The organism is Streptomyces viridosporus T7A, from assembly GCF_008704515.1.
Lineage (GTDB): Bacteria > Actinomycetota > Actinomycetes > Streptomycetales > Streptomycetaceae > Streptomyces > Streptomyces viridosporus.
In genome coordinates this window covers 1,866,074-1,885,457 of the sequence record NZ_CP023700.1, presented here as the reverse complement: position 1 = coordinate 1,885,457, position 19,384 = coordinate 1,866,074, and the positions used below count along the sequence as shown (strand labels likewise).

General features: G+C 72.8%; 19 protein-coding genes. 12 read left to right on the top strand and 7 right to left on the bottom strand.

From position 1 onward, the window contains the following. Positions 1–6: 6 nt before the first annotated feature. The 5 genes from argC to CP969_RS08860 all read left to right on the top strand — a co-directional run bounded on the left by argC (position 7) and on the right by CP969_RS08860 (position 4,935). Entirely contained in the window at positions 7–1,035 is a 1,029-nt protein-coding gene (gene argC / locus CP969_RS08880; protein ID WP_004990429.1) for an N-acetyl-gamma-glutamyl-phosphate reductase, read from the top strand. A gap of 88 nt (positions 1,036–1,123) precedes the next feature. Next, positions 1,124–2,275 (top strand): bifunctional glutamate N-acetyltransferase/amino-acid acetyltransferase ArgJ, encoded by a 1,152-nt coding sequence (argJ, locus tag CP969_RS08875; RefSeq protein WP_004990431.1) that lies wholly within the window; start codon positions 1,124–1,126, stop codon positions 2,273–2,275. Further along, positions 2,272–3,174 carry an acetylglutamate kinase gene (gene argB, locus CP969_RS08870; RefSeq protein ID WP_004990433.1) on the top strand — a complete coding sequence of 301 codons (903 nt, stop codon included), beginning with the start codon at positions 2,272–2,274 and terminating at the stop codon, positions 3,172–3,174. The genes argJ and argB overlap by 4 nt, the downstream gene beginning before the upstream one ends. Before the next feature lie 8 nt (positions 3,175–3,182). Beyond that, positions 3,183–4,388: an acetylornithine transaminase gene (locus CP969_RS08865; protein WP_004990441.1), complete on the top strand. Its 1,206-nt coding sequence runs from the start codon at positions 3,183–3,185 to the stop codon at positions 4,386–4,388. Positions 4,389–4,395: 7 nt separating this feature from the next. Continuing rightward, entirely contained in the window at positions 4,396–4,935 is a 540-nt protein-coding gene (locus CP969_RS08860) for an arginine repressor (protein ID WP_004990444.1), read from the top strand. Between the two features lie 85 nt (positions 4,936–5,020). Here the strand turns inward: CP969_RS08860 and CP969_RS08855 are convergent, their stop codons facing one another. From CP969_RS08855 to CP969_RS08830, 6 genes are all read right to left on the bottom strand, one after another. Beyond that, a complete protein-coding gene (locus tag CP969_RS08855; protein ID WP_004990446.1) occupies positions 5,021–5,758 on the bottom strand; it encodes an FAD:protein FMN transferase in 738 nt (245 codons plus the stop codon). A 55-nt stretch (positions 5,759–5,813) separates the two neighbouring features. After that, the gene (locus tag CP969_RS08850; RefSeq protein WP_016827041.1) at positions 5,814–6,590 is read right to left on the bottom strand and encodes an FMN-binding protein; all 777 of its coding nucleotides are present in this window, start codon (positions 6,588–6,590) and stop codon (positions 5,814–5,816) included. Positions 6,591–6,629: 39 nt separating this feature from the next. Continuing rightward, positions 6,630–8,012, bottom strand: a complete 1,383-nt coding sequence (locus CP969_RS08845; RefSeq protein WP_016827042.1) for a ferredoxin reductase family protein — start codon at positions 8,010–8,012, stop codon at positions 6,630–6,632. Positions 8,013–8,098: 86 nt separating this feature from the next. Then, positions 8,099–8,800 carry a L,D-transpeptidase family protein gene (locus CP969_RS08840; protein WP_016827043.1) on the bottom strand — a complete coding sequence of 234 codons (702 nt, stop codon included), beginning with the start codon at positions 8,798–8,800 and terminating at the stop codon, positions 8,099–8,101. 3 nt (positions 8,801–8,803) lie between these two features. Beyond that, positions 8,804–9,391, bottom strand: a complete 588-nt coding sequence (locus tag CP969_RS08835) for a pyridoxamine 5'-phosphate oxidase family protein (protein ID WP_026085323.1) — start codon at positions 9,389–9,391, stop codon at positions 8,804–8,806. A 114-nt stretch (positions 9,392–9,505) separates the two neighbouring features. Beyond that, complete coding sequence (locus CP969_RS08830; RefSeq protein WP_016827044.1) at positions 9,506–9,955, bottom strand: hypothetical protein; 450 nt, start codon at positions 9,953–9,955, stop codon at positions 9,506–9,508. A gap of 214 nt (positions 9,956–10,169) precedes the next feature. On the opposite strand from CP969_RS08830, the gene CP969_RS08825 reads away from it, so the two are divergent. From CP969_RS08825 to CP969_RS08805, 5 genes are all read left to right on the top strand, one after another. Beyond that, positions 10,170–11,363: an argininosuccinate synthase gene (locus CP969_RS08825; protein ID WP_016827045.1), complete on the top strand. Its 1,194-nt coding sequence runs from the start codon at positions 10,170–10,172 to the stop codon at positions 11,361–11,363. A gap of 99 nt (positions 11,364–11,462) precedes the next feature. After that, positions 11,463–12,890, top strand: coding sequence for an argininosuccinate lyase (gene argH / locus CP969_RS08820; RefSeq protein WP_004990463.1), 1,428 nt, complete (start codon positions 11,463–11,465; stop codon positions 12,888–12,890). Positions 12,891–12,966: 76 nt separating this feature from the next. Then, on the top strand, positions 12,967–13,938 hold the full coding sequence (locus tag CP969_RS08815; protein ID WP_016827046.1) for an aldo/keto reductase: 972 nt from the start codon (positions 12,967–12,969) through the stop codon (positions 13,936–13,938). A gap of 111 nt (positions 13,939–14,049) precedes the next feature. Continuing rightward, complete coding sequence (locus CP969_RS08810) at positions 14,050–14,610, top strand: TetR/AcrR family transcriptional regulator (protein ID WP_026085324.1); 561 nt, start codon at positions 14,050–14,052, stop codon at positions 14,608–14,610. 6 nt (positions 14,611–14,616) lie between these two features. After that, the gene (locus CP969_RS08805) at positions 14,617–16,149 is read left to right on the top strand and encodes an MFS transporter (protein ID WP_016827048.1); all 1,533 of its coding nucleotides are present in this window, start codon (positions 14,617–14,619) and stop codon (positions 16,147–16,149) included. A gap of 327 nt (positions 16,150–16,476) precedes the next feature. Here the strand turns inward: CP969_RS08805 and CP969_RS08800 are convergent, their stop codons facing one another. After that, positions 16,477–17,148, bottom strand: coding sequence for a lysophospholipid acyltransferase family protein (locus CP969_RS08800; RefSeq protein ID WP_004990471.1), 672 nt, complete (start codon positions 17,146–17,148; stop codon positions 16,477–16,479). A gap of 425 nt (positions 17,149–17,573) precedes the next feature. On the opposite strand from CP969_RS08800, the gene CP969_RS08795 reads away from it, so the two are divergent. Both CP969_RS08795 and CP969_RS08790 read left to right on the top strand, forming a co-directional pair. After that, entirely contained in the window at positions 17,574–18,743 is a 1,170-nt protein-coding gene (locus CP969_RS08795) for a glycerophosphodiester phosphodiesterase (protein WP_004990473.1), read from the top strand. A 74-nt stretch (positions 18,744–18,817) separates the two neighbouring features. Then, positions 18,818–19,345: a sigma-70 family RNA polymerase sigma factor gene (locus CP969_RS08790; RefSeq protein ID WP_016827049.1), complete on the top strand. Its 528-nt coding sequence runs from the start codon at positions 18,818–18,820 to the stop codon at positions 19,343–19,345. The last annotated feature ends 39 nt before the right edge of the window (positions 19,346–19,384 follow it).

The following is a 19,384-nucleotide window of genomic DNA, read 5'->3' as shown; positions in this document are numbered from 1 at the left end:
GGGTCCATGACAGTACGTGCGGCAGTTGCCGGAGCGAGCGGGTACGCGGGCGGGGAACTGCTGCGCCTGCTGCTCGGGCATCCCGAGGTCGAGATCGGTGCGCTCACCGGGAACTCCAACGCCGGGCAGCGGCTCGGCGCGCTCCAGCCGCATCTGCTCCCGCTCGCCGACCGGCTGCTGGAGCCGACGACGGCCGAGGTCCTCGCCGGGCACGAGGTCGTCTTCCTCGCGCTGCCGCACGGCCAGTCCGCCGCCGTCGCCGAGCGGCTCGGCCCGGACGTGCTCGTGATCGACGTGGGCGCGGACTTCCGGCTGAGGGACGCGTCCGACTGGGAGCGGTTCTACGGCTCCCCGCACGCCGGTACCTGGCCGTACGGCCTGCCCGAACTGCCGGGTGGCCGCGCCGCGCTGGAGGGGTCCAAGCGCGTCGCGGTGCCCGGTTGCTACCCGACCGCCGTCTCGCTGGCCCTCTTCCCGGCGTACGCGGCGGGGCTCGCCGAGGCCGAGGCCGTGATCGTCGCCGCGTCCGGGACGTCCGGTGCCGGCAAGGCGCCCAAGCCGCACCTCCTGGGCTCCGAGGTGATGGGCTCCATGTCGCCGTACGGCGTGGGAGGCGGGCACCGGCACACCCCCGAGATGATCCAGAACCTCTCCGCGGTGGCGGGGGAGCGGGTCTCCGTCTCCTTCACCCCCACCCTCGCGCCGATGCCCCGCGGCATCCTCGCCACGTGCAGCGCGAAGGCCGGGCCCGGCGTCACCGCCGAGTCCGTCCGGGCCGCCTACGAGAAGGCCTTCGCCGACGAGCCCTTCGTCCACCTGCTCCCCGAGGGGCAGTGGCCCGCCACCGCCTCCGTGTACGGCTCCAACGCCGTGCAGGTACAGGTCGCGTACGACGCCGCGGCGGGCCGGATCATCGCCATCAGCGCCCTCGACAACCTGACCAAGGGCACCGCGGGCGGTGCCGTCCAGAGCATGAACCTCGCCCTGGGTCTCGACGAGACCACCGGGCTGACGACGATCGGGGTTGCGCCGTGAGCGACGCGTGCGCGGCCCCCGGGCCGCAGACGAGCACGACGCCCGCACCCCTGCGCCCCCCGGGCGCAGAAGCGAACGAGGAGACACAGTGAGTGTGACGGCAGCAAAGGGATTCACGGCGGCGGGCATCGCCGCCGGGATCAAGCAGAACGGCAATCCCGACCTGGCCCTCGTGGTCAACAACGGCCCCCGCCGCGCCGCCGCCGGCGTCTTCACCTCCAACCGCGTCAAGGCCGCCCCCGTGCTCTGGTCCGAGCAGGTCCTCAAGGGCGGGCAGCTCTCCGCCGTGGTCCTCAACTCCGGCGGCGCCAACGCCTGTACCGGACCCAAGGGCTTCCAGGACACCCACGCCACCGCCGAGAAGGCCGCCGAGGTGCTGGGCGTCGGCGCGGGCGAGGTCGCCGTCTGCTCCACGGGACTCATCGGCGTCCTGCTCCCCATGGACAAGCTGCTCCCCGGTGTCGAGACCGCCGCGGGCCGGCTGTCCGAGCACGGCGGCGAGAAGGCCGCCATCGCCATCAAGACCACCGACACCGTGCACAAGACGTCCGTCGTGACCAAGGACGGCTGGACCGTCGGCGGCATGGCCAAGGGCGCCGGCATGCTCGCCCCCGGCCTCGCCACCATGCTCGTCGTCCTCACCACCGACGCCGACCTCGACAGCGCGGCCCTGGACCGGGCCCTGCGCGCCGCGACCCGGGTGACCTTCGACCGCGTGGACTCCGACGGCTGCATGTCCACCAACGACACCGTGCTGCTGCTCGCCTCCGGCGCCTCCGGAACCACTCCGGAGTACGAGGAGTTCGCCGAGGCCGTGCGGGCCGTCTGCGACGACCTCGGGCAGCAGCTCGTCCGGGACGCCGAGGGCGCCAGCAAGGACATCAAGGTCGAGGTGGTCAACGCCGCGACCGAGGACGACGCCGTCGAGGTGGGCCGCTCCATCGCCCGCAACAACCTCCTCAAGTGCGCGATCCACGGCGAGGACCCCAACTGGGGCCGGGTGCTCTCCGCGATCGGCACCACGCGGGCCGCCTTCGAGCCGGACCGGCTGGCCGTCGCCATCAACGGTGTCTGGGTGTGCAAGAACGGCGGTGTCGGCGAGGACCGCGAGAAGGTCGACATGCGCTACCGCGAGGTGCACATCGTCGCCGACCTGGCCGCCGGCGACGAGACCGCCACCATCTGGACCAACGACCTCACCGCCGACTACGTCCACGAGAACAGCGCCTACTCCTCATGACCGCCACACGCAAACACACCGCGTTGCCCAAGGCCCAGATCCTCATCGAGGCGCTGCCCTGGCTGACCCGGCACCACGGCAAGACCGTCGTCATCAAGTTCGGCGGCAACGCCATGGTCGACGAGGAGCTCAAGGCCGCCTTCGCCCAGGACGTGGTCTTCCTGCGCCACGCCGGCCTCAAGCCGGTCGTCGTGCACGGCGGCGGCCCGCAGATCAGCCGGGCGCTCGAGACGCACGGCATCGTCAGCGAGTTCAAGGCCGGCCTGCGCGTCACCACCGAGGACGCCATGGACGTCGTCCGCATGGTGCTGGCCGGCCAGGTGCAGCGGGAGCTGGTCGGACTGCTCAACCGGCACGGACCGTTCGCCGTCGGCCTCACCGGCGAGGACGCGCACACCCTCACCGCCACCAAGCACCAGCCCCGGATCGACGGCGAGTTGGTCGACATCGGGCGGGTCGGCGAGATAACCGAGATCGACACGGGCGCCATCGAGGCGCTGCTCGCCGACGGTCGCATCCCGGTCGTCTCGTCGGTCGCCCGTTCCCAGGACGATCACCATGTCTACAACGTCAATGCTGATACGGCGGCTGCGGCACTCGCTGCTGCACTGGGCGCCGAAACCCTCATGGTCCTCACGGACGTCGAGGGGCTCTACGAGGACTGGCCGAACTCCGACGAGGTGATCAGCCGCCTCACTGCCTCCCAACTCGAGAAGCTCCTGCCGGAGTTGTCCTCCGGCATGGTGCCGAAGATGGAGGGCTGCCTGCACGCCGTGCGCAACGGGGTGACCACCGCCCGTGTCATCGACGGCCGGGTCCAGCACTCGATCCTGCTGGAGATCTTCACGGACGAGGGCATCGGCACGATGGTCGTGCCCGACGAACAGGGGGAGTCGTGAGCGACACCGTGTCCAACCAGGAACTGACCGCCCGGTGGCAGGGCGCGCTCATGAACAACTACGGCACCCCGCGGCTGCCCCTGGTCCGCGGTGAGGGCGCCCGGCTGTGGGACGCCGACGGCAACGCGTACCTCGACTTCGTCGGCGGCATCGCGGTCAACGCCCTCGGCCACGCCCACCCGGCGGTCGTGGAGGCCGTCAGCAGGCAGATCGCGTCCCTCGGCCACGTCTCCAACCTCTTCATCGCCGAACCGCCGGTCGCCCTCGCCGAACGGCTCCTGAGGCACTTCGGCCGCGACGGCAGGGTGTACTTCTGCAACTCCGGCGCCGAGGCCAACGAGGGCGCCTTCAAGATCGGCCGACTGACCGGGCGGACCCGTATGGTCGCCACCGACGGCGGTTTCCACGGCCGCACCATGGGCGCCCTCGCGCTCACCGGCCAGCCCGGCAAGCGGGAGCCGTTCCTGCCGCTGCCCGGCGACGTCACCCACGTCCCGTACGGCGACGCGCAGGCGCTGGCCGCCGCGGTCACCGAGGACACGGCGCTGGTGGTCATCGAGCCGATCCAGGGCGAGAACGGGGTCGTCGTCCCCCCGCCCGGCTACCTCAAGGCCGCCCGCGCCATCACGGCCGCCACGGGTGCGCTGCTGGTGCTGGACGAGGTGCAGACCGGGGTCGGCCGCACCGGCAACTGGTTCGAGTACCAGGCCCACGAGGGCGTCCTGCCCGACGTCGTCACCCTCGCCAAGGGACTCGGCGGCGGACTGCCGCTCGGCGCCACCGTCGCCTTCGGACGCGCCGCCGCCCTGCTCCGGCCCGGCCAGCACGGCACGACCTTCGGCGGCAACCCGGTCGCCTGCGCCGCCGGACTCGCCGTTCTCGACACCATCGAGAACGAGGGACTGCTGGAGAACGTCAAGCGGCAGGGCGAGAGGCTCCGCGACGGAATCGAGGCCACCGGCCACCCGTTGGTCGACCATGTCCGGGGTGCGGGCCTCCTCCTGGGTATCGTGCTCACCGAGCCGCTCGCGCCCCAGGCGCAACAGGCGGCTCAGGACGCCGGATTCCTCGTGAACGCGCCCGCCCCCGATGTCGTACGGCTGATGCCGCCGCTGACCCTCGGGGACGACGCGGTGGACGCCTTCCTCGGGGCGCTGCCCGGCATCCTGGACGAGGCCGGCCGGGCAGGCGGGGAAGGACGATCCGGAGAATGAGACGACGATGAGCCAGGAGCAGGGCCAGGGACCGCACGCCGGGCCCGCCGTGCCGCAGACCCGCACCGCGCGCCACCGCCGGATCGTGGACATCCTCAACCGGCAGCCGGTGCGGAGCCAGAGCCAGCTGGCGAAGCTGCTCGCGGACGACGGGCTGAGCGTCACCCAGGCGACGCTCTCCCGGGATCTGGACGAGCTGAACGCGGTGAAGATCCGCAACACCGACGGTGACCTCATCTACGCGGTGCCGAGCGAGGGAGGGTTCCGGACCCCCCGGGCGCCCCTGGGGGAGTCGGCGAAGGAGGAGCGGATGCGCAGGCTCTCCGCGGAGCTGCTGATCTCCGCGGAGGCGTCGGCCAACCTCGTGGTCCTGCGGACCCCTCCGGGGGCCGCCCAGTTCCTGGCCTCGGCGATCGACCAGGCCGAACTGCAGGACATCCTGGGAACGATCGCGGGCGACGACACGCTGTTGCTGATCAGCCGTGACCCCGAGGGCGGCCAGGCCCTGGCGGACCACTTGCTGAGGCTGGCGCAGAACGGCCACTGAGCGGCGCGGCGCGGTCGGGGCCCGGGGCGCGCGTCCTCGTGCGGCCGATCGCGCGGTGCCCCGCTCGCCCCGAACGGTGCCCCGTTCATCCCAGCCGGGCGGCCAGCCCTCCCGTGCACCGCACCTCGTCCCCCGCCGTGATCAGCAGCGCCTCGACGTCCGGCAGGGACTCCAGCCAGGCGAGGGCCTGCCGCGACCCCATCGCGAAGGCGGCCGTGGCCCAGCAGTCGGCCCAGGTCAGACGGGGGGCCACCACGGTGACGGCGATCAGGTCGGTGACCGCGGAGCGGCCGGTGCGGGGATCCACGATGTGGTCGCCGCGCTCCGCCGTGCCCGAGGTGGCCACGGCCAGTTCGTCGGCGCCGGCGGCCGAGACGACGGCGGCGAGACCGCCGGGGCGCAGCGGGTCCGACACCCCCACCCGCCAGGGCCGCTGTGCTCCCGGCGCCCCCAGCAGCTGGACGTCCCCGCCTCCGTTGACGCTCACCCCCGTCGCCCCGGCCGCGGCGAGCGTCCGTGCCGCCCGTTCGGCGGCCCAGCCCTTGACGATCCCGGTGGGGTCGAGGCGGCCCCGGTAGCGCGGGCTGAACCAGCCGTCGCTCGTCCGTTCCGCCTCCGCGGCCAGCTCCAGCACCTCGGCGACCTCGGGATCGCACTCCCCGACGGTCAGCTCGCCGCGCGCCAGACGGGAGATCTGGCTGTCCTCGCGGTACGTGCTGAACACCTCGTCGACCCGGTGCAGCCCGGCGACCGCCGCCTCCAGCGCCGCGCGCACCGCACGGGGTTCCCCGCCGCGGACGTCGAGGGAGAAGACGGTCCCCATCGTCTCCTCCGCGTGACGCACCGCGGCGGGCGTTCCCTCGGGTTCGGCCACCGTGTCAGCCACCGGCCTTGTCCAGCGCCGACTGGAGCGACTGCCGGTAACCCGCGCTGGTGTAGGTGGCTCCGGAGACCGCGTCGATCTCGGCGTTGCCGGCCGTGACGGCGGCCTGGTTGAGCCGTGGGACGGCGTTGGAGGTGATCCGGTCGCTCTGTCCGCCCTCGGGGGCCTGGACGGCTTCGGCCTTGGTGATCTTTCCGCCGCTGACGGTGATGCGGACCTGTACCGCGCCGTACTGGGTCTGGGCGGCGTCCCCGGTGACGGTGCGGGCCTGCGCGCTCCCCGAGCCCTGCCCCGAGCCGGCCGACTCCGACGCGCCGGAGGAGCCGGCCGCGCGTGCCTTGTCCAGTGCCGACTGGAGCGACTTCTTGTATCCGGTGCTGGTGTAGGTGGCTCCGGAGACCGCGTCGATCTCGGCGTTGCCGGCCGTGACGGCGGCCTGGTTGAGCCGTGGGACGGCGTTGGAGGTGATCCGGTCGCTCTGTCCGCCCTCGGGGGCCTGGACGGCCTCGGCCTTGGTGATCTTTCCGCCGCTGACGGTGATGCGGACCTGTACCGCGCCGTACTGGGTCCGGGCCGCGTCACCAGTGACCGTGCCGTTCCCGATGGGCTGGGCGCCGCCCTGCGGGGACTGGGCCGCCGCGGGCGGGACCGCGCCGCCGGCGGCGGCCGAACCGGGGTCGGACGCCGGCTTCAGCGACAGCAGCAGCACGATGCCGGAGACGGTGGCGGCGGTGGCCAGCACGGCACGCCGGACGGGGTGGCTCTTCCTCATCGCTTCTCAAGCTCCTGGTGGGTGTGGACGGCCCGTCGCTCACATCTCGAACGACTCGTGATGGATACGGCGAGCGGGGACTCCCGCGCCGCGCAGCGCCTCGTAGACCGACTGCGCGAAGCCGGGCGGCCCGCACATGAAGACGTCGTGGCGATCGATGTCCGGGATCTTGCGCCGCAGGCTCTCCGCCGAGATGTCGGGGCGCTCCCCGTCGGGGCTGTTCACCGCGTACATCAGCCGGGCGCCGCGCTCGTCCGCGATCTTGGCCAGCTCGCCCCACAGCGCCAGGTCCTGCGTGCTGTTGGCCCGGTAGAGCAGGGTGATGTCACCGGAGGCGCCGGGCAGCGTCTCGAACAGCGCGCGCATCGGGGTGATGCCCACGCCGCCCGCGACCAGCAGCACCTTGCCGCGGCTGCGGCGCTGCGCGGTCAGCGCCCCGTAGGGGCCTTCCGCCCACACGCGGGTGCCGGGCTCCAGCTCGCGCAGCCGGGAGGTGTGGTCGCCGATCGCCTTCACCGTGATCCGCAGCGTGTCCGGGCGGGGCGCGGCCGACAGCGAGTACGGGTGGGAGCTGAACCGCATCCCGGGCGCCAGGAACCGCCAGCGGAAGAACTGCCCGGCCTCCGCGCCCATCCGGTGCAGCCTGCGTCCGCCGATCAGCACCGACACGACGCCAGGCGTCTCCTCGATGACCGCCTCGACCCGCATCCGGTGCCGCAGGTTCAGCCGGATCGGGGTGATGATCCGGTACCACAGGACCAGCGCGGTCACCGTGCCGTAGAGCCCGTACCAGAAGGTCTTGGCGGACGGTTCGACGGCGAACTCGTTGCCGGTGGTGATCTGGTGCCAGAACGTCAGGTACACCGCCGCGTAGGTCAGCAGGTGCACGTGGTACCAGCCGTCGTACGGCAGCCGGCGACGGATCCCGCCGATGGAGAGGAAGGCGATGACGAAGAGCAGGCCGGTGCCGATGGCGGCCTTGCCCATGTCCGGCAGCGTGTCGATGGAGGTGATCGTCTGCCGGCCGATGTCGCCGAGGGTCTTGCCCGCCTGGAGGGCGTAGCCCCACATGATGAGGAAGACGTGGGCGATGACCAGGCAGACGGTGTAGCGGCCGCTCATCGCGTGCCAGCGCGCGACCCGGTCCGAGCCCACTCGGCGCTCCAGCGCGGGCACCCGCGCCATCTGCAGCACCACGAGGGCCATCAGGTAGCCGGCGAGCAGACCCGTGATCCGGCCCGCGGCGACGATCCTGCCGGTGGTGTCCGCGATGGACGGTGTACTGGTCCACCACAGCCACAGCACGGCCGCCCCGCCCGCCCCGACGGCGAGCAGCAGGGGCACGGCAGGGGAGCGGCGCGGACGGATGCGGCGCATCGTCTGGCGGCGGGCGGCACGGCCGCCGGCGAGCGTGGTGGTCACGGTTCCTCCGTGGGACTCGGCCCTGGGCCCACACATACGTGCCGTGACGCGGGAGTGTTCAGAGGAGATGCCGCCGCGTTGCCGCCTCAGTACCGGGTGATCGCCGTGCGCCCGCCCTCCGTCCCGATCGCGAGGTGCGGCCCCCGCGCGGGGTCGGCCCAGCGCAGGATCCGGCGCATCGCCTCCTCGGGCACGGACACGCATCCCGCCGTCGCCCCGCGCCCGTTGACGTGCAGGAAGATGCCGGCGCCCCGACCGCGCACCGGACGGTGGTAGTTGAAGTCGACGACGAGGGCATGGGCGTACTGCGTCCGGTAGGTGATCAGGTGCTCCGCCTCGGCGGCCCGGCAGTCGGCCGCGAGGGGTTCGCTCCAGCGGTTGTAGGAGCGCGAGTCGCCGTCCTGGCACCACCAGGAGTCCTGGCGTACGGGGCGGTACGGGTACGCCGTCCCGCGCGGCGCCGCCTCGGTGCCGAAGGCGTACGGCAGCCCGTAGAGCCCGGTCGGCGTGGTGTGCGTGCCCTGGCGCCGTGCGGCCCCCTCGACGAGCCCGTTCGCCCCGAAGCGGGCCTCGGCGGTACCGGCGGCCACCCAGCGCCCGTCCTCGAGGTCCCACCAGGTGACCGTGCCGGAGGTCGCGCCGGTTCCCGGGGCGACGGCCGTGATCAGCTGGGTGCCGCCCCCGGTGTCCGCCATCCGCTCCGGCAGGGGCGCGGACGGCTGTCCGGAGCCGGGCGCGAACAGGGACAGGGCGGCGAGGAGGGCGGCGGGGGCGGCACCTGGGAGCATGCCTCAGACCGTAGACGGGGGCAGCGGCAACGGCAGCCCGGGCAGTCCGTCCAGGCTGGTCGCGATGTGCTCCTTCCCGGTGAAGTACGCGTTCAGGGAGGCGTCGTCCTCCCGGGCGAACCGCTTGCCGTGCAGGTCCCGGTCGGCCTCGTACGCCATGAAGGGGACCGCGTACCCGCACGTGTCGCGGATGAGTTCGGCCGTCACGACGACGATCGCGCGCAGGCCGTGGGGAGCGGGGTCGATGCCGGGGAAGCGGGCGAGCAGCTCCGCGAAGCGGGGGTCGTCGCGGAAGACGGGCTCACCGCGGCCGTGGACGCGCACGATGTTCGGCGGGCCCTGGAAGGCGCACCACATCAGGGTGATGCGGCCGTTCTCCCGCAGATGGGCGATGGTCTCGGCGTTGGAGCCGGCGAAGTCCAGGTAGGCCACGGTGAGTTCGTCGAGTACGACGAAGGAGCCCTTGAGGCCCTTGGGCGAGAGGTTGACCGTGCCGTCGGCGGACAGGGGGGCGGTGGCGGTGAAGAAGAGGGGCTGTTCCTCGATGAACGTGCGGAGGCGGCCCTCGATGCGCTCATAGGTCTTTCCCATGATCATGATTATGGGCGCACATCCTTCGACTGTCTAAGGAATTGCGGACCGGCGGAGGGGACCGCGGCCGCCCCGGCCGGCGCTTCACACGGGGCGGCCGCGGCGCCTGTCACCTCACTCGGTGAGGGTGCAGGCGGCCAGGGGGTCGAGGCCGGAGGGGCGCTCGGCGGTGCGGCCGATGGCGGTGGCGATGCGGTTGATGGCGGCGACGCGCTTGTCCTCGAGGGGGCCGAGGACGGCGTTCCGGACGAAGTCGGGTCCGCCCTGTCCGACGGTGTCGGCGAGGCGCTGGTCGGCTTCCCGGACCTGGGTGTCGAGCTGTTCGAGGTTGCGCTGGACCTCGGCGCGGGTGGAGGCGGGGATCGCGGGGAGGCGGGAGGCGACGTCCGGGCAGGAGACCGTGCCGGGTCCCGCCAGGGGGCGGGCGCTCGTGCCACCAGCGTCCCCGGAGGGCTCCCCGGCGAGGGCGGAACCGGCGATCACCGCGCCGGACGGCGCCACGGCGGCGGCGCCGCCGATGAGGCCGACGCGGCGCTTGTCGTACTTCGGAAGAGCCCTGGACATGCGGATGCCTCACTCGGAGTCGGGGTGTCTCGGGGGAGCGACGCGGCGCCTGCGTGTGGTGGGTGGTACGGGAAAGCGATTTCGCGCGTTCACCGGCCGTCGGATTCCGGCCGCGAAGTGGCCGGAATCCATGCCTTGGAGGGAGTAGATTGACGAATCATGCGGACTCCTGCATACTCATGCATGTCAGCGAATGCACTGTGAGGAGAAACCCGTGACCGAGCGCGTCGTACTCGCCTACTCAGGCGGTCTGGACACCTCCGTCGCCATCGGCTGGATCGCCGAGGAGACGGGCGCCGAGGTCATCGCCGTTGCGGTCGACGTCGGCCAGGGCGGCGAGGACCTGGACGTCATCCGCAAGCGCGCGCTCGCCTGCGGTGCCGTCGAGGCCGAGGTCGCGGACGCCAGGGACGAGTTCGCCGAGGAGTACTGCCTCCCGGCGATCAAGGCCAATGCCCTCTACATGGACCGCTACCCGCTGGTCTCCGCCCTCTCCCGGCCGACGATCGTCAAGCACCTCGTCGCCGCCGCGCACAAGCACGGCGCCACCACCGTCGCCCACGGCTGCACCGGCAAGGGCAACGACCAGGTCCGCTTCGAGGCCGGCATCGTCGCCCTCGCCCCCGACCTCAAGTGCATCGCCCCGGTCCGCGACTACGCCATGACCCGCGACAAGGCCATCGCCTTCTGCGAGGAGAAGGGCCTGCCGATCGCGACCACCAAGAAGTCCCCGTACTCCATCGACCAGAACGTCTTCGGCCGCGCCATCGAGACCGGCTTCCTCGAGGACATCTGGAACGCCCCGATCGAGGACATCTACGAGTACACCCAGAACCCGGCCGTCGAGCGCGAGCCCGACGAGGTGATCATCTCCTTCAAGGAGGGCGTCCCCGTCGCCATCGACGGCAAGCCCGTCACCGTCCTGCAGGCCATCCAGCAGCTCAACGAGCGGGCCGGCGCCCAGGGCATCGGCCGGATCGACATGGTCGAGGACCGCCTCGTCGGCATCAAGTCCCGCGAGGTCTACGAGGCCCCCGGCGCGATCGCCCTGATCACCGCCCACCAGGAGCTGGAGAACGTCACCGTCGAGCGCGAGCTGGCCCGCTACAAGCGGCAGGTCGAGCAGCGCTGGAGCGAGCTGGTCTACGACGGCCTGTGGTTCTCCCCGCTCAAGCGCGCCCTGGACGGCTTCGTCGACGAGGCCAACCAGCACGTCACCGGCGACATCCGGATGACCCTGCACGGCGGTCGCGCCGTCGTCACCGGCCGCCGCTCCGCGTCGTCGCTGTACGACTTCAACCTGGCCACGTACGACACGGGCGACACCTTCGACCAGGCCGCCGCCAAGGGCTTCATCGACATCTACAGCCTGTCGGCGAAGATCGCGGCCAAGCGGGACCTGGCGTAAGCGCCCGACGGCCCCCCGCACGCACCAGCCCGGCCGCCGCCTCCCCCCTGACCGGCGGGGAGGCGGCGGCACATCCGCACATCCTCGAGGAGCACGCAAGTGAGCAGCAACAGCGGTGACGTACGGCTCTGGGGCGGCCGGTTCGCCGACGGGCCCGCCGAGGCCCTGGCGAAGCTGTCCGCGTCCGTCCACTTCGACTGGCGGCTCGCGCCCTACGACATCGCCGGCTCCCGCGCCCACGCGCGCGTGCTGCACCGGGCGGGGCTGCTCACCGAGGACGAGCTCACCCGCATGCTCGCCGGCCTCGACCGGCTGGAGGCGGACGTCGCCGACGGCTCCTTCACCGGCACCCTCGCCGACGAGGACGTGCACACCGCCCTGGAGCGCGGCCTGCTGGAGCGCCTCGGCCCGGACCTCGGCGGCAAGCTGCGGGCCGGCCGGTCGCGCAACGACCAGGTGGCCACCCTCTTCCGCATGTACCTGCGCGACCACGCCCGCACCGTCGGCGGCCTGATCGCCGACCTCCAGGACGCGCTGATCGGCCTCGCCGAGGCCCACCCGGAGGTGGCCATGCCCGGCCGCACCCACCTCCAGCACGCCCAGCCGGTGCTCTTCGCCCACCACGTCCTGGCCCACGTCCAGGCGCTGTCCCGGGACGCCGAGCGGCTGCGCCAGTGGGACGAGCGCACGGCCGTCTCCCCGTACGGCTCGGGCGCGCTGGCCGGGTCCTCCCTCGGCCTCGACCCGGAGGCCGTCGCCGAGGACCTCGGCTTCGAGCACGGCAGCGCGGCCAACTCCATCGACGGCACGGCCTCCCGGGACTTCGTCGCCGAGTTCGCCTTCATCACCGCGATGATCGGGGTGAACGTCTCCCGGATCGCCGAGGAGATCATCATCTGGAACACGAAGGAGTTCTCCTTCGTGACCCTGCACGACGCCTTCTCCACCGGCTCGTCGATCATGCCGCAGAAGAAGAACCCGGACATCGCCGAGCTGGCGCGCGGCAAGTCCGGCCGGCTGATCGGCAACCTCACCGGCCTGATGGCGACCCTCAAGGCACTGCCCCTCGCGTACAACCGCGACCTGCAGGAGGACAAGGAGCCGGTCTTCGACTCCATCGACCAGCTGGAGGTCCTGCTGCCGGCCTTCACCGGGATGATGGCCACCCTCACCGTGCACCGCGAGCGCATGGAGGAGCTGGCCCCGGCCGGGTTCTCGCTCGCCACCGACATCGCCGAGTGGCTGGTCAGGCAGGGCGTGCCGTTCCGCGTCGCGCACGAGGTGGCCGGCGAGTGCGTCAAGGTCGCCGAGGCCGAGGGCAAGGAGCTCGACGAACTGACCGACGAGCAGTTCGCCGAGATCTCCCCCCACCTCACCCCCGAGGTGCGCACCGTCCTCGACGTCCCCGGCGCCCTCGCCTCCCGCAACGGCCGGGGCGGCACGGCGCCGAGCGCGGTCGCCGTCCAGCTCGCCGAGGTCAAGGCGGACGTGGCCGCCCAGCACGCCTGGGCGAACGCCGGGAAGTAACCGATCAGGTGCCGCGGGGGCATCGCGGGTTACGTTGGTCCGGCAGCCGCAAGGAGCCGACCGAACGGAGTCCGCGATGCCCTTCGCCCGACTGGCCTCGGCCACGACCCCCACGTGTCACATCGGCCTGGGGCTGGCCGCCGTCGGCCGGCCCGGCTACATCAACCTGGGGCGCGAGGAGGACCTCGGTGCCGACCGCGGTGTCGACGCCCTGCGCGCCCGCACCCACGAGCTCCTGGACGCCGCCTACGCCCAGGGCGTGCGCTACTTCGACGCCGCCCGCTCCTACGGCCGCTCCGAGGAGTTCCTCGCCGAGTGGCTGAAGGACCGGCCCGGCGCCGACGACGTCGTCGTCGGCAGCAAGTGGGGGTACACCTACACCGCCGACTGGACCACCGACGCCGAGCGGCACGAGGTCAAGGACCACTCCCTCGCCGCGTACGAGCGGCAGCGCGCAGAGTCCGAGGCGCTGCTCGGGGGCCGGCTCGACCTCTACCAGATCCACTCGGTGACCCCGGACAGCCCCGCCCTCACCGACAAGGAGCTGCACGCCCGGCTCGCCGAGGCCGCCGCCCAGGGCCTCACCGTCGGCTTCTCCACCAGCGGCCCGGCGCAGGCCGACGCCGTCCGCGCCGCCCTCGCCGTCACGGTCGGCGGCGAGCCGCTCTTCCGCACCGTCCAGTCCACGTACAACGTGCTGGAGACCTCCGCCGGGCCCGCGCTCGCCGAGGCGCACGACGCCGGACTGACGGTGATCGTCAAGGAGGGCATGGCCAACGGGCGGCTGGCCGACCCGAACGCCCCGGAGGCGCTGCGGTCGGTCGCCGAGGAGACCGGCCTGGGCTGCGACGCCGTCGCTCTCGCGTTCGTCCTGCGCCGGCCCTGGGCCGGTGTCGTCCTCTCCGGGGCGGCGACCGCCACCCAGCTCGCCTCCAACCTGCACGCCCCCGCCGTCGACCTCACCGACGACCATCTCTCCCGCCTGGCGGCCCTGACCGAGGAGCCGCACGCCTACTGGGAGCGGCGCGGCCGGCTGCCCTGGCACTGAGGCGCCCCGGCGCACCCGCCACCTCCGCGCACCGTGAGACGTACACGCTCAGCGTGAGACATGCATGCCCAGGGTGAGACATGCATGTCTCAAGTGGTCTACACTCGTCTCATGGCTGTCGATCGTGATCACGTGCTGCGCAGTGCCGCCGCCCTGCTGACCCGCAAATCGACCGCGACCATGGACGAGGTCGCCAAGGCGGCCGGGATCAGCCGTGCCACACTGCACCGGCAGTTCGCCGGACGGGACGCGCTGGTCCGGGCCCTGGAGGCGCTCGGCATCGCGGAGTGCGAGGCCGCCCTGGAGGCGGCCCGGCCCGAGGAGGGACCGGCCGCCGACGCCGTGCGCCGACTGGTGGCCGAGGTCGAGCCGCACGCCCCCCTGCTCGCCTTCCTCTACACCGAGAACCAGCTGTTCGAGGGCGAGGAGCAGAACGAGGGCTGGACCCGGATCGACGAGCGGATCGCCGACCTCTTCCGGCGCGGCCAGGCGAGCGGGGAGTTCCGTATCGACCTCACCCCGGCCTGGCTCACCGAGGCGCTCTACGGACTGCTCGCCTCCGCCGCCTGGGCCGTGGCCGAGGGCCGCGTCGCCCCCAAGGACTTCACCCACATGACCGTCGAGCTGCTGCTCGGTGGCGCACGACGTCGGAACGACACATCACAGAGGTAAGGAACCATGACCAGCACCCTGCAGCCGACAGGCTCCACCGAAGTGGTGAAGCGGCCGGGCCGCTGGCTCGCGCTCGGCGTCCTCGTGCTCGCCGTGCTGCTGGTGGCCGTCGACGCGACCGTCCTCGGCCTCGCCACCCCGTACATCAGCGAGGACCTGGCGCCCTCCGGCACCCAGCTGCTCTGGATCGGCGACGTCTACTCCTTCGTGATCGCCGGTCTGCTCGTCTCCATGGGCAGCCTCGGCGACCGCATCGGCCGCAAGCGGCTCCTGCTCCACGGCGCCACCGCGTTCGGCGCGATATCCGTGCTCAACGCCTATGCCGGCACACCCGAGACGATGATCCTGGCGCGGGCCCTGCTCGGTGTCGCCGGCGCCACCCTGATGCCGGCCACCCTCGCCCTGATCCGCAACCTCTTCCACGACCCGCGCGAACGCAGTCTCGCCGTCGGGATCTGGGGCGCGACCGCCTCCGCGGGCACCGCCGTCGGGCCGATCCTCGGCGGCTTCCTGCTCGAGCACTTCTGGTGGGGCTCGGTCTTCCTGATCAACCTGCCCGTGATGGCCGTCCTGGTCCTCGTCGGCCTCAAGCTGCTCCCCGAGTCCCGGACGCCGGACCCCGGCCCCTGGGACCTGACCAGTGTCGTCCTGTCGCTGGTCGGCATGATCGGCGTGGTGTACGCGGTGAAGGAGGCCGCCGCGCACGGCGTCGGCTGGGCCCCCGCGGCCGCCGGACTGCTGGGCGCGGGCGCCCTGTACGCCTTCGGACGCCGTCAGCTCCGGCTCCCCGCGCCCCTGCTGGACATGCGGCTGTTCAGGCACCGCGGCTTCAGCGGCGCCGTGCTCGCCGATCTGCTGACCATCCTCGGACTGTCCGGGCTGGTGTTCTTCCTCTCGCAGTACCTGCAACTCGTCCAGGGCAGGCGCCCGCTGGAGGCGGGCCTGGCCGAACTCCCCGCCGCGATCGGCGCGGTGGCGGCCGGCCTGGTCGCCGGCCGCGCCGCCCGGCGCTTCTCGGTGCGCTCCGTCGTCGCCGGCGGACTCGCCGCCATCGGCCTCGCGCTGGCGGCCCTCACCGTCATCGGCCAGTCCACCGGCTACCCCCTGCTCGGGGCGGCACTGCTGATGGTCGGGACCGGCGCCGGCTTCTCGTTCACCGTGACCGCCGACGTGATCCTCTCCAGCGTGCCCAAGGAACAGGCGGGCGCCGCCTCCGCCGTCTCCGAGACGGCCTACGAACTCGGCGCGGCCCTCGGCATCGCCGTGCTCGGCTCCGTCGTCACCGGCGTCTACCGCGGCTTCACCGGTCCCGCGGGCACCCCCGCCGCCGCGCACGAATCGCTGGGCGGGGCCGTCGAGGCGGCGTCCGGGCTGCCGGCCCACACCGCCGAGGCGATGCTGGACGCGGCCCGGCAGGCCTTCGTCGACGGTCTGGCCCTCGCGGCCGGCGCGGGCGCGGCCGTGCTGCTGGCCGCGGCGGTGGCCGCCTGGTTCCTGCTGCGCGGTCAGCGACTGGAGGACCTCGCGGAACACCCCTGACCCGCCCCCGCGGGGCTCCGCGCCCGTTCTCGCCTCCGCCCGACGGCTACGGCCCCGCACCCGGCGCCGTTCCCGGCGGCCGAGGGAGCCACCGGACATGACGCTCCGTACGAAGGGGGAGGTCCCCACCGTCACCGCGCGGGCCGCCGCGGGCGGTACGGGCGGTGGGGCCGCGCCCGCCGGGTGTGCCCGTCCCCGGACGACCGTCCCGCACACGGGGCCGGCCCGCGCGCTCCCACCGGGGCGCGCCGGACGGCGGCGGACACACCGACGGCGGGCCGCCCGAGGAGCGGCCCGCCGTCCGGGGGCGAAGTGACCGGCAGGCGCCTACGCGGCCTTCGCCTTGCTCGCGTACATGTCCACGTACTCCTGCCCGGACAGCCGCATCACCTCGGTCATCACCGAGTCGGTGACCGCGCGCAGGACGTAGCGGTCGCGGTCCATGCCGTCGTACCGGGAGAACTCCATCGCCTCGCCGAAGCGGACCGTGACCCGGCCCGGCCGGGGCAGGCCCGCGCCGCCCGGCTGGAGCTTGTCGGTGCCGATCATGGCGAACGGCACGACGGGCGCGCCGGTCATCAGGGTGAGCCGGGCGATGCCGGTGCGGCCCCGGTAGAGGCGGCCGTCGGGGGAGCGGGTGCCCTCCGGGTAGATGCCGAAGACCTTGCCCTCCTCCAGCACCCGGCGCCCGGTCATCAGGGCCGCGACTCCGCCCCGGCCGCCGTCCCGGTCGACCGGGATCATGCCGACGCCGGTGAAGAACCAGGCCATCAGCCGGCCCTTGAGGCCCTTGCCGGTGACGTACTCGTCCTTGCCGATGAAGAAGACCTGGCGCTCACAGACGATCGGCAGGACGATCGAGTCGATGAACGTCAGGTGGTTGCCGGCCAGGATGACCGGACCGTCGCCGGGAATGTGCTCCGCGCCCTCCACCCGTGGGCGGAACATCAGGCGCATGGCGGGGCCGAGCACTGCCTTGATGAGCGCGAAGCGGGACAACAGGCCCTCCGTGGGAAGCGGACGTCGGTGAATGCCGTATGTGTCTGTGCAGGTGAGGACATTACTCGCGGTCCGGGGGCGCGCGCACGTCGGGCTCACGGGACCGGCCGAGGTCTTACGCCCTCTTGACCGGGGGTTCACCTGCCGGTGCCGACCCCCCGACTGCCCGAAACACCACCGTCACACGGTGATGGAGCTCACCCTCACCCGCACACCGGACGGGTGCCCCGAACCGCCCGCCCGAACCGGACGAGCCGTCAGATCACCGGCGGAATACGACACGCGTACGGCGGACGCAGGACACGGGCCCGAGGGGCGTACGCCATGCAACATCATCCGTGTGTTCCGTCCCGGGTCTCCCGCCCGTCACGCACGCACCCCTACGATCGGCCCGCACTGGACGAGCCGACGGCAGGAGGACGCTCATGGGAACGCGGGAGTCGAACGAACAGGCGGGCGGGACAGGACGGCGGGCCCTGCTCGGCGCGGCGGTGCTCGGCGCGTCCGGAGCGGTCCTGGGACCGGTCGGCACGGCGAGGGCCGCCGACGCCCGGCGGGGCGGCGGCCGGGGGTTGAAGGGCCTGCCCGTCCCGACCGTCATCGGCCACCGCGGAGCCAGCGGTTACCGGCCCGAGCACACCCTCGGCGCCTACCAGCTCGCCCTCGACATGGGCGCGGACATCGTCGAGGCCGGTGACCTCGTCCCCACCCGGGACGGCCACATCGTCTGCCGGCACGAGCCGGAGATCGGCGGCACCACGGACGTCGCCGACCACCCCGAGTTCGCCGGCCGCAGGACCACCAAGACCCTGGACGGCGTCCCCGTCACCGGCTGGTTCACCGAGGACTTCACCCTCGCCGAACTGAAGCGGCTGCGCGCCGTCGAGCGGATCCCGGCCAACCGCCCGCACAACACCCTCTACGACGGCCGCTGGGAGATCCCCACCTTCGAGGAGGTGCTGCGCTGGCAGGACGAGCAGACCCGCAAGCGCGGCAAGCAGGTCTGGATCTACCCCGAGGCCAAGCACCCCACCTACTTCCGCCGGCTGGGCCTCGGCCTGGAGGAGCGGGTCGCGAAGCTGCTGCGCAAGCACGGCAAGGACCGCCGGAACTCCCCGGTCGTCCTGCAGTCCTTCGAGCCGACCAGCATCCGGCGGTTCGGCCGGCTCGTCGACAACCCGCTCGTGGTGCTCCTGTCCGGCGCGGGCAGCCGCCCCTGGGACTTCGTCGAGTCGGGCGACCCGCGCACCGTCGCCGACCTCATCACCCCCGAGGGCCTGAAGGAGATCGCCTCCTACGCCCAGGGCATCGGACCCACCCTCGACCTCGTCATCCCGCGCGACGCCGGCGGCCGGCTCACCGAGCCCACCACCCTGGTCCGCGACGCCCACCGGGCGGGCCTGATCCTGCACCCCTACACGCTGCGCAACGAGAACCCCTTCCTGCCCGCCGACTTCCGCAGGGGCACCGATCCCGACGCCTACGGCGACGTCTTCGGCGCCTACCGGGCGTACTTCGCCACCGGCATCGACGGCATCTTCACCGACCAGCCCGACACCGGCCTGCTGGCCCGTGAGGACTTCGTCAACAAGTGAGTGGATCGTCCCGGTCGGGGTGATCTTCGGCCGCTCCGTGCAACTCCGCGCGGGGCGGCCGGGTCGTTGTGCGTATGACGCACCAGCCGGTCATGACGCACGCCCCGGTCGCCTCCGACCTGGTCGCCTCCCTCCGTCCGCTGCTCACCGCGGAGGCCCTCGCCGAGGCGCCCGGCTCCGGGGCCGACCCCGGCGACCTGGAGCAGGCGGTCTGGCTCCGCCTCCTGGAGCGCCTCGACGCCCAGGACCCGCCGCACGACCCTCAGGGCTGGCTCCGCCGGGCCGTCCGCGCGGAGGCCCGCCGCACCCGCCGCACCGCCCGCCGTGAAACGCCGTTGCGCCGCGAACCCGCCGACGACGGCGACCGCGACCCCGAACGCCTCGCGCTCGCCGCCGCCCGCCGCCGCGCCCTGCGGGACGCCGTGCGGCGGCTGCCCGGCCGCTGCCCCCGGCTGATGGAGGCGCTGCTGTCCCCGCGTGATCCGACATACCGGGAAATCGCAGGGGAGTTGGGTATCTCACAGGGCAGTCTCGGTCCGGAACGTTCCAGATGCCTGGGATGTCTGCGTCGTTTGCTCGCGCCGGAGGTTGCGGCCCGCTGAGGACGGGGATAGGAGTGGGGGACGACAGGTGATCAGGTG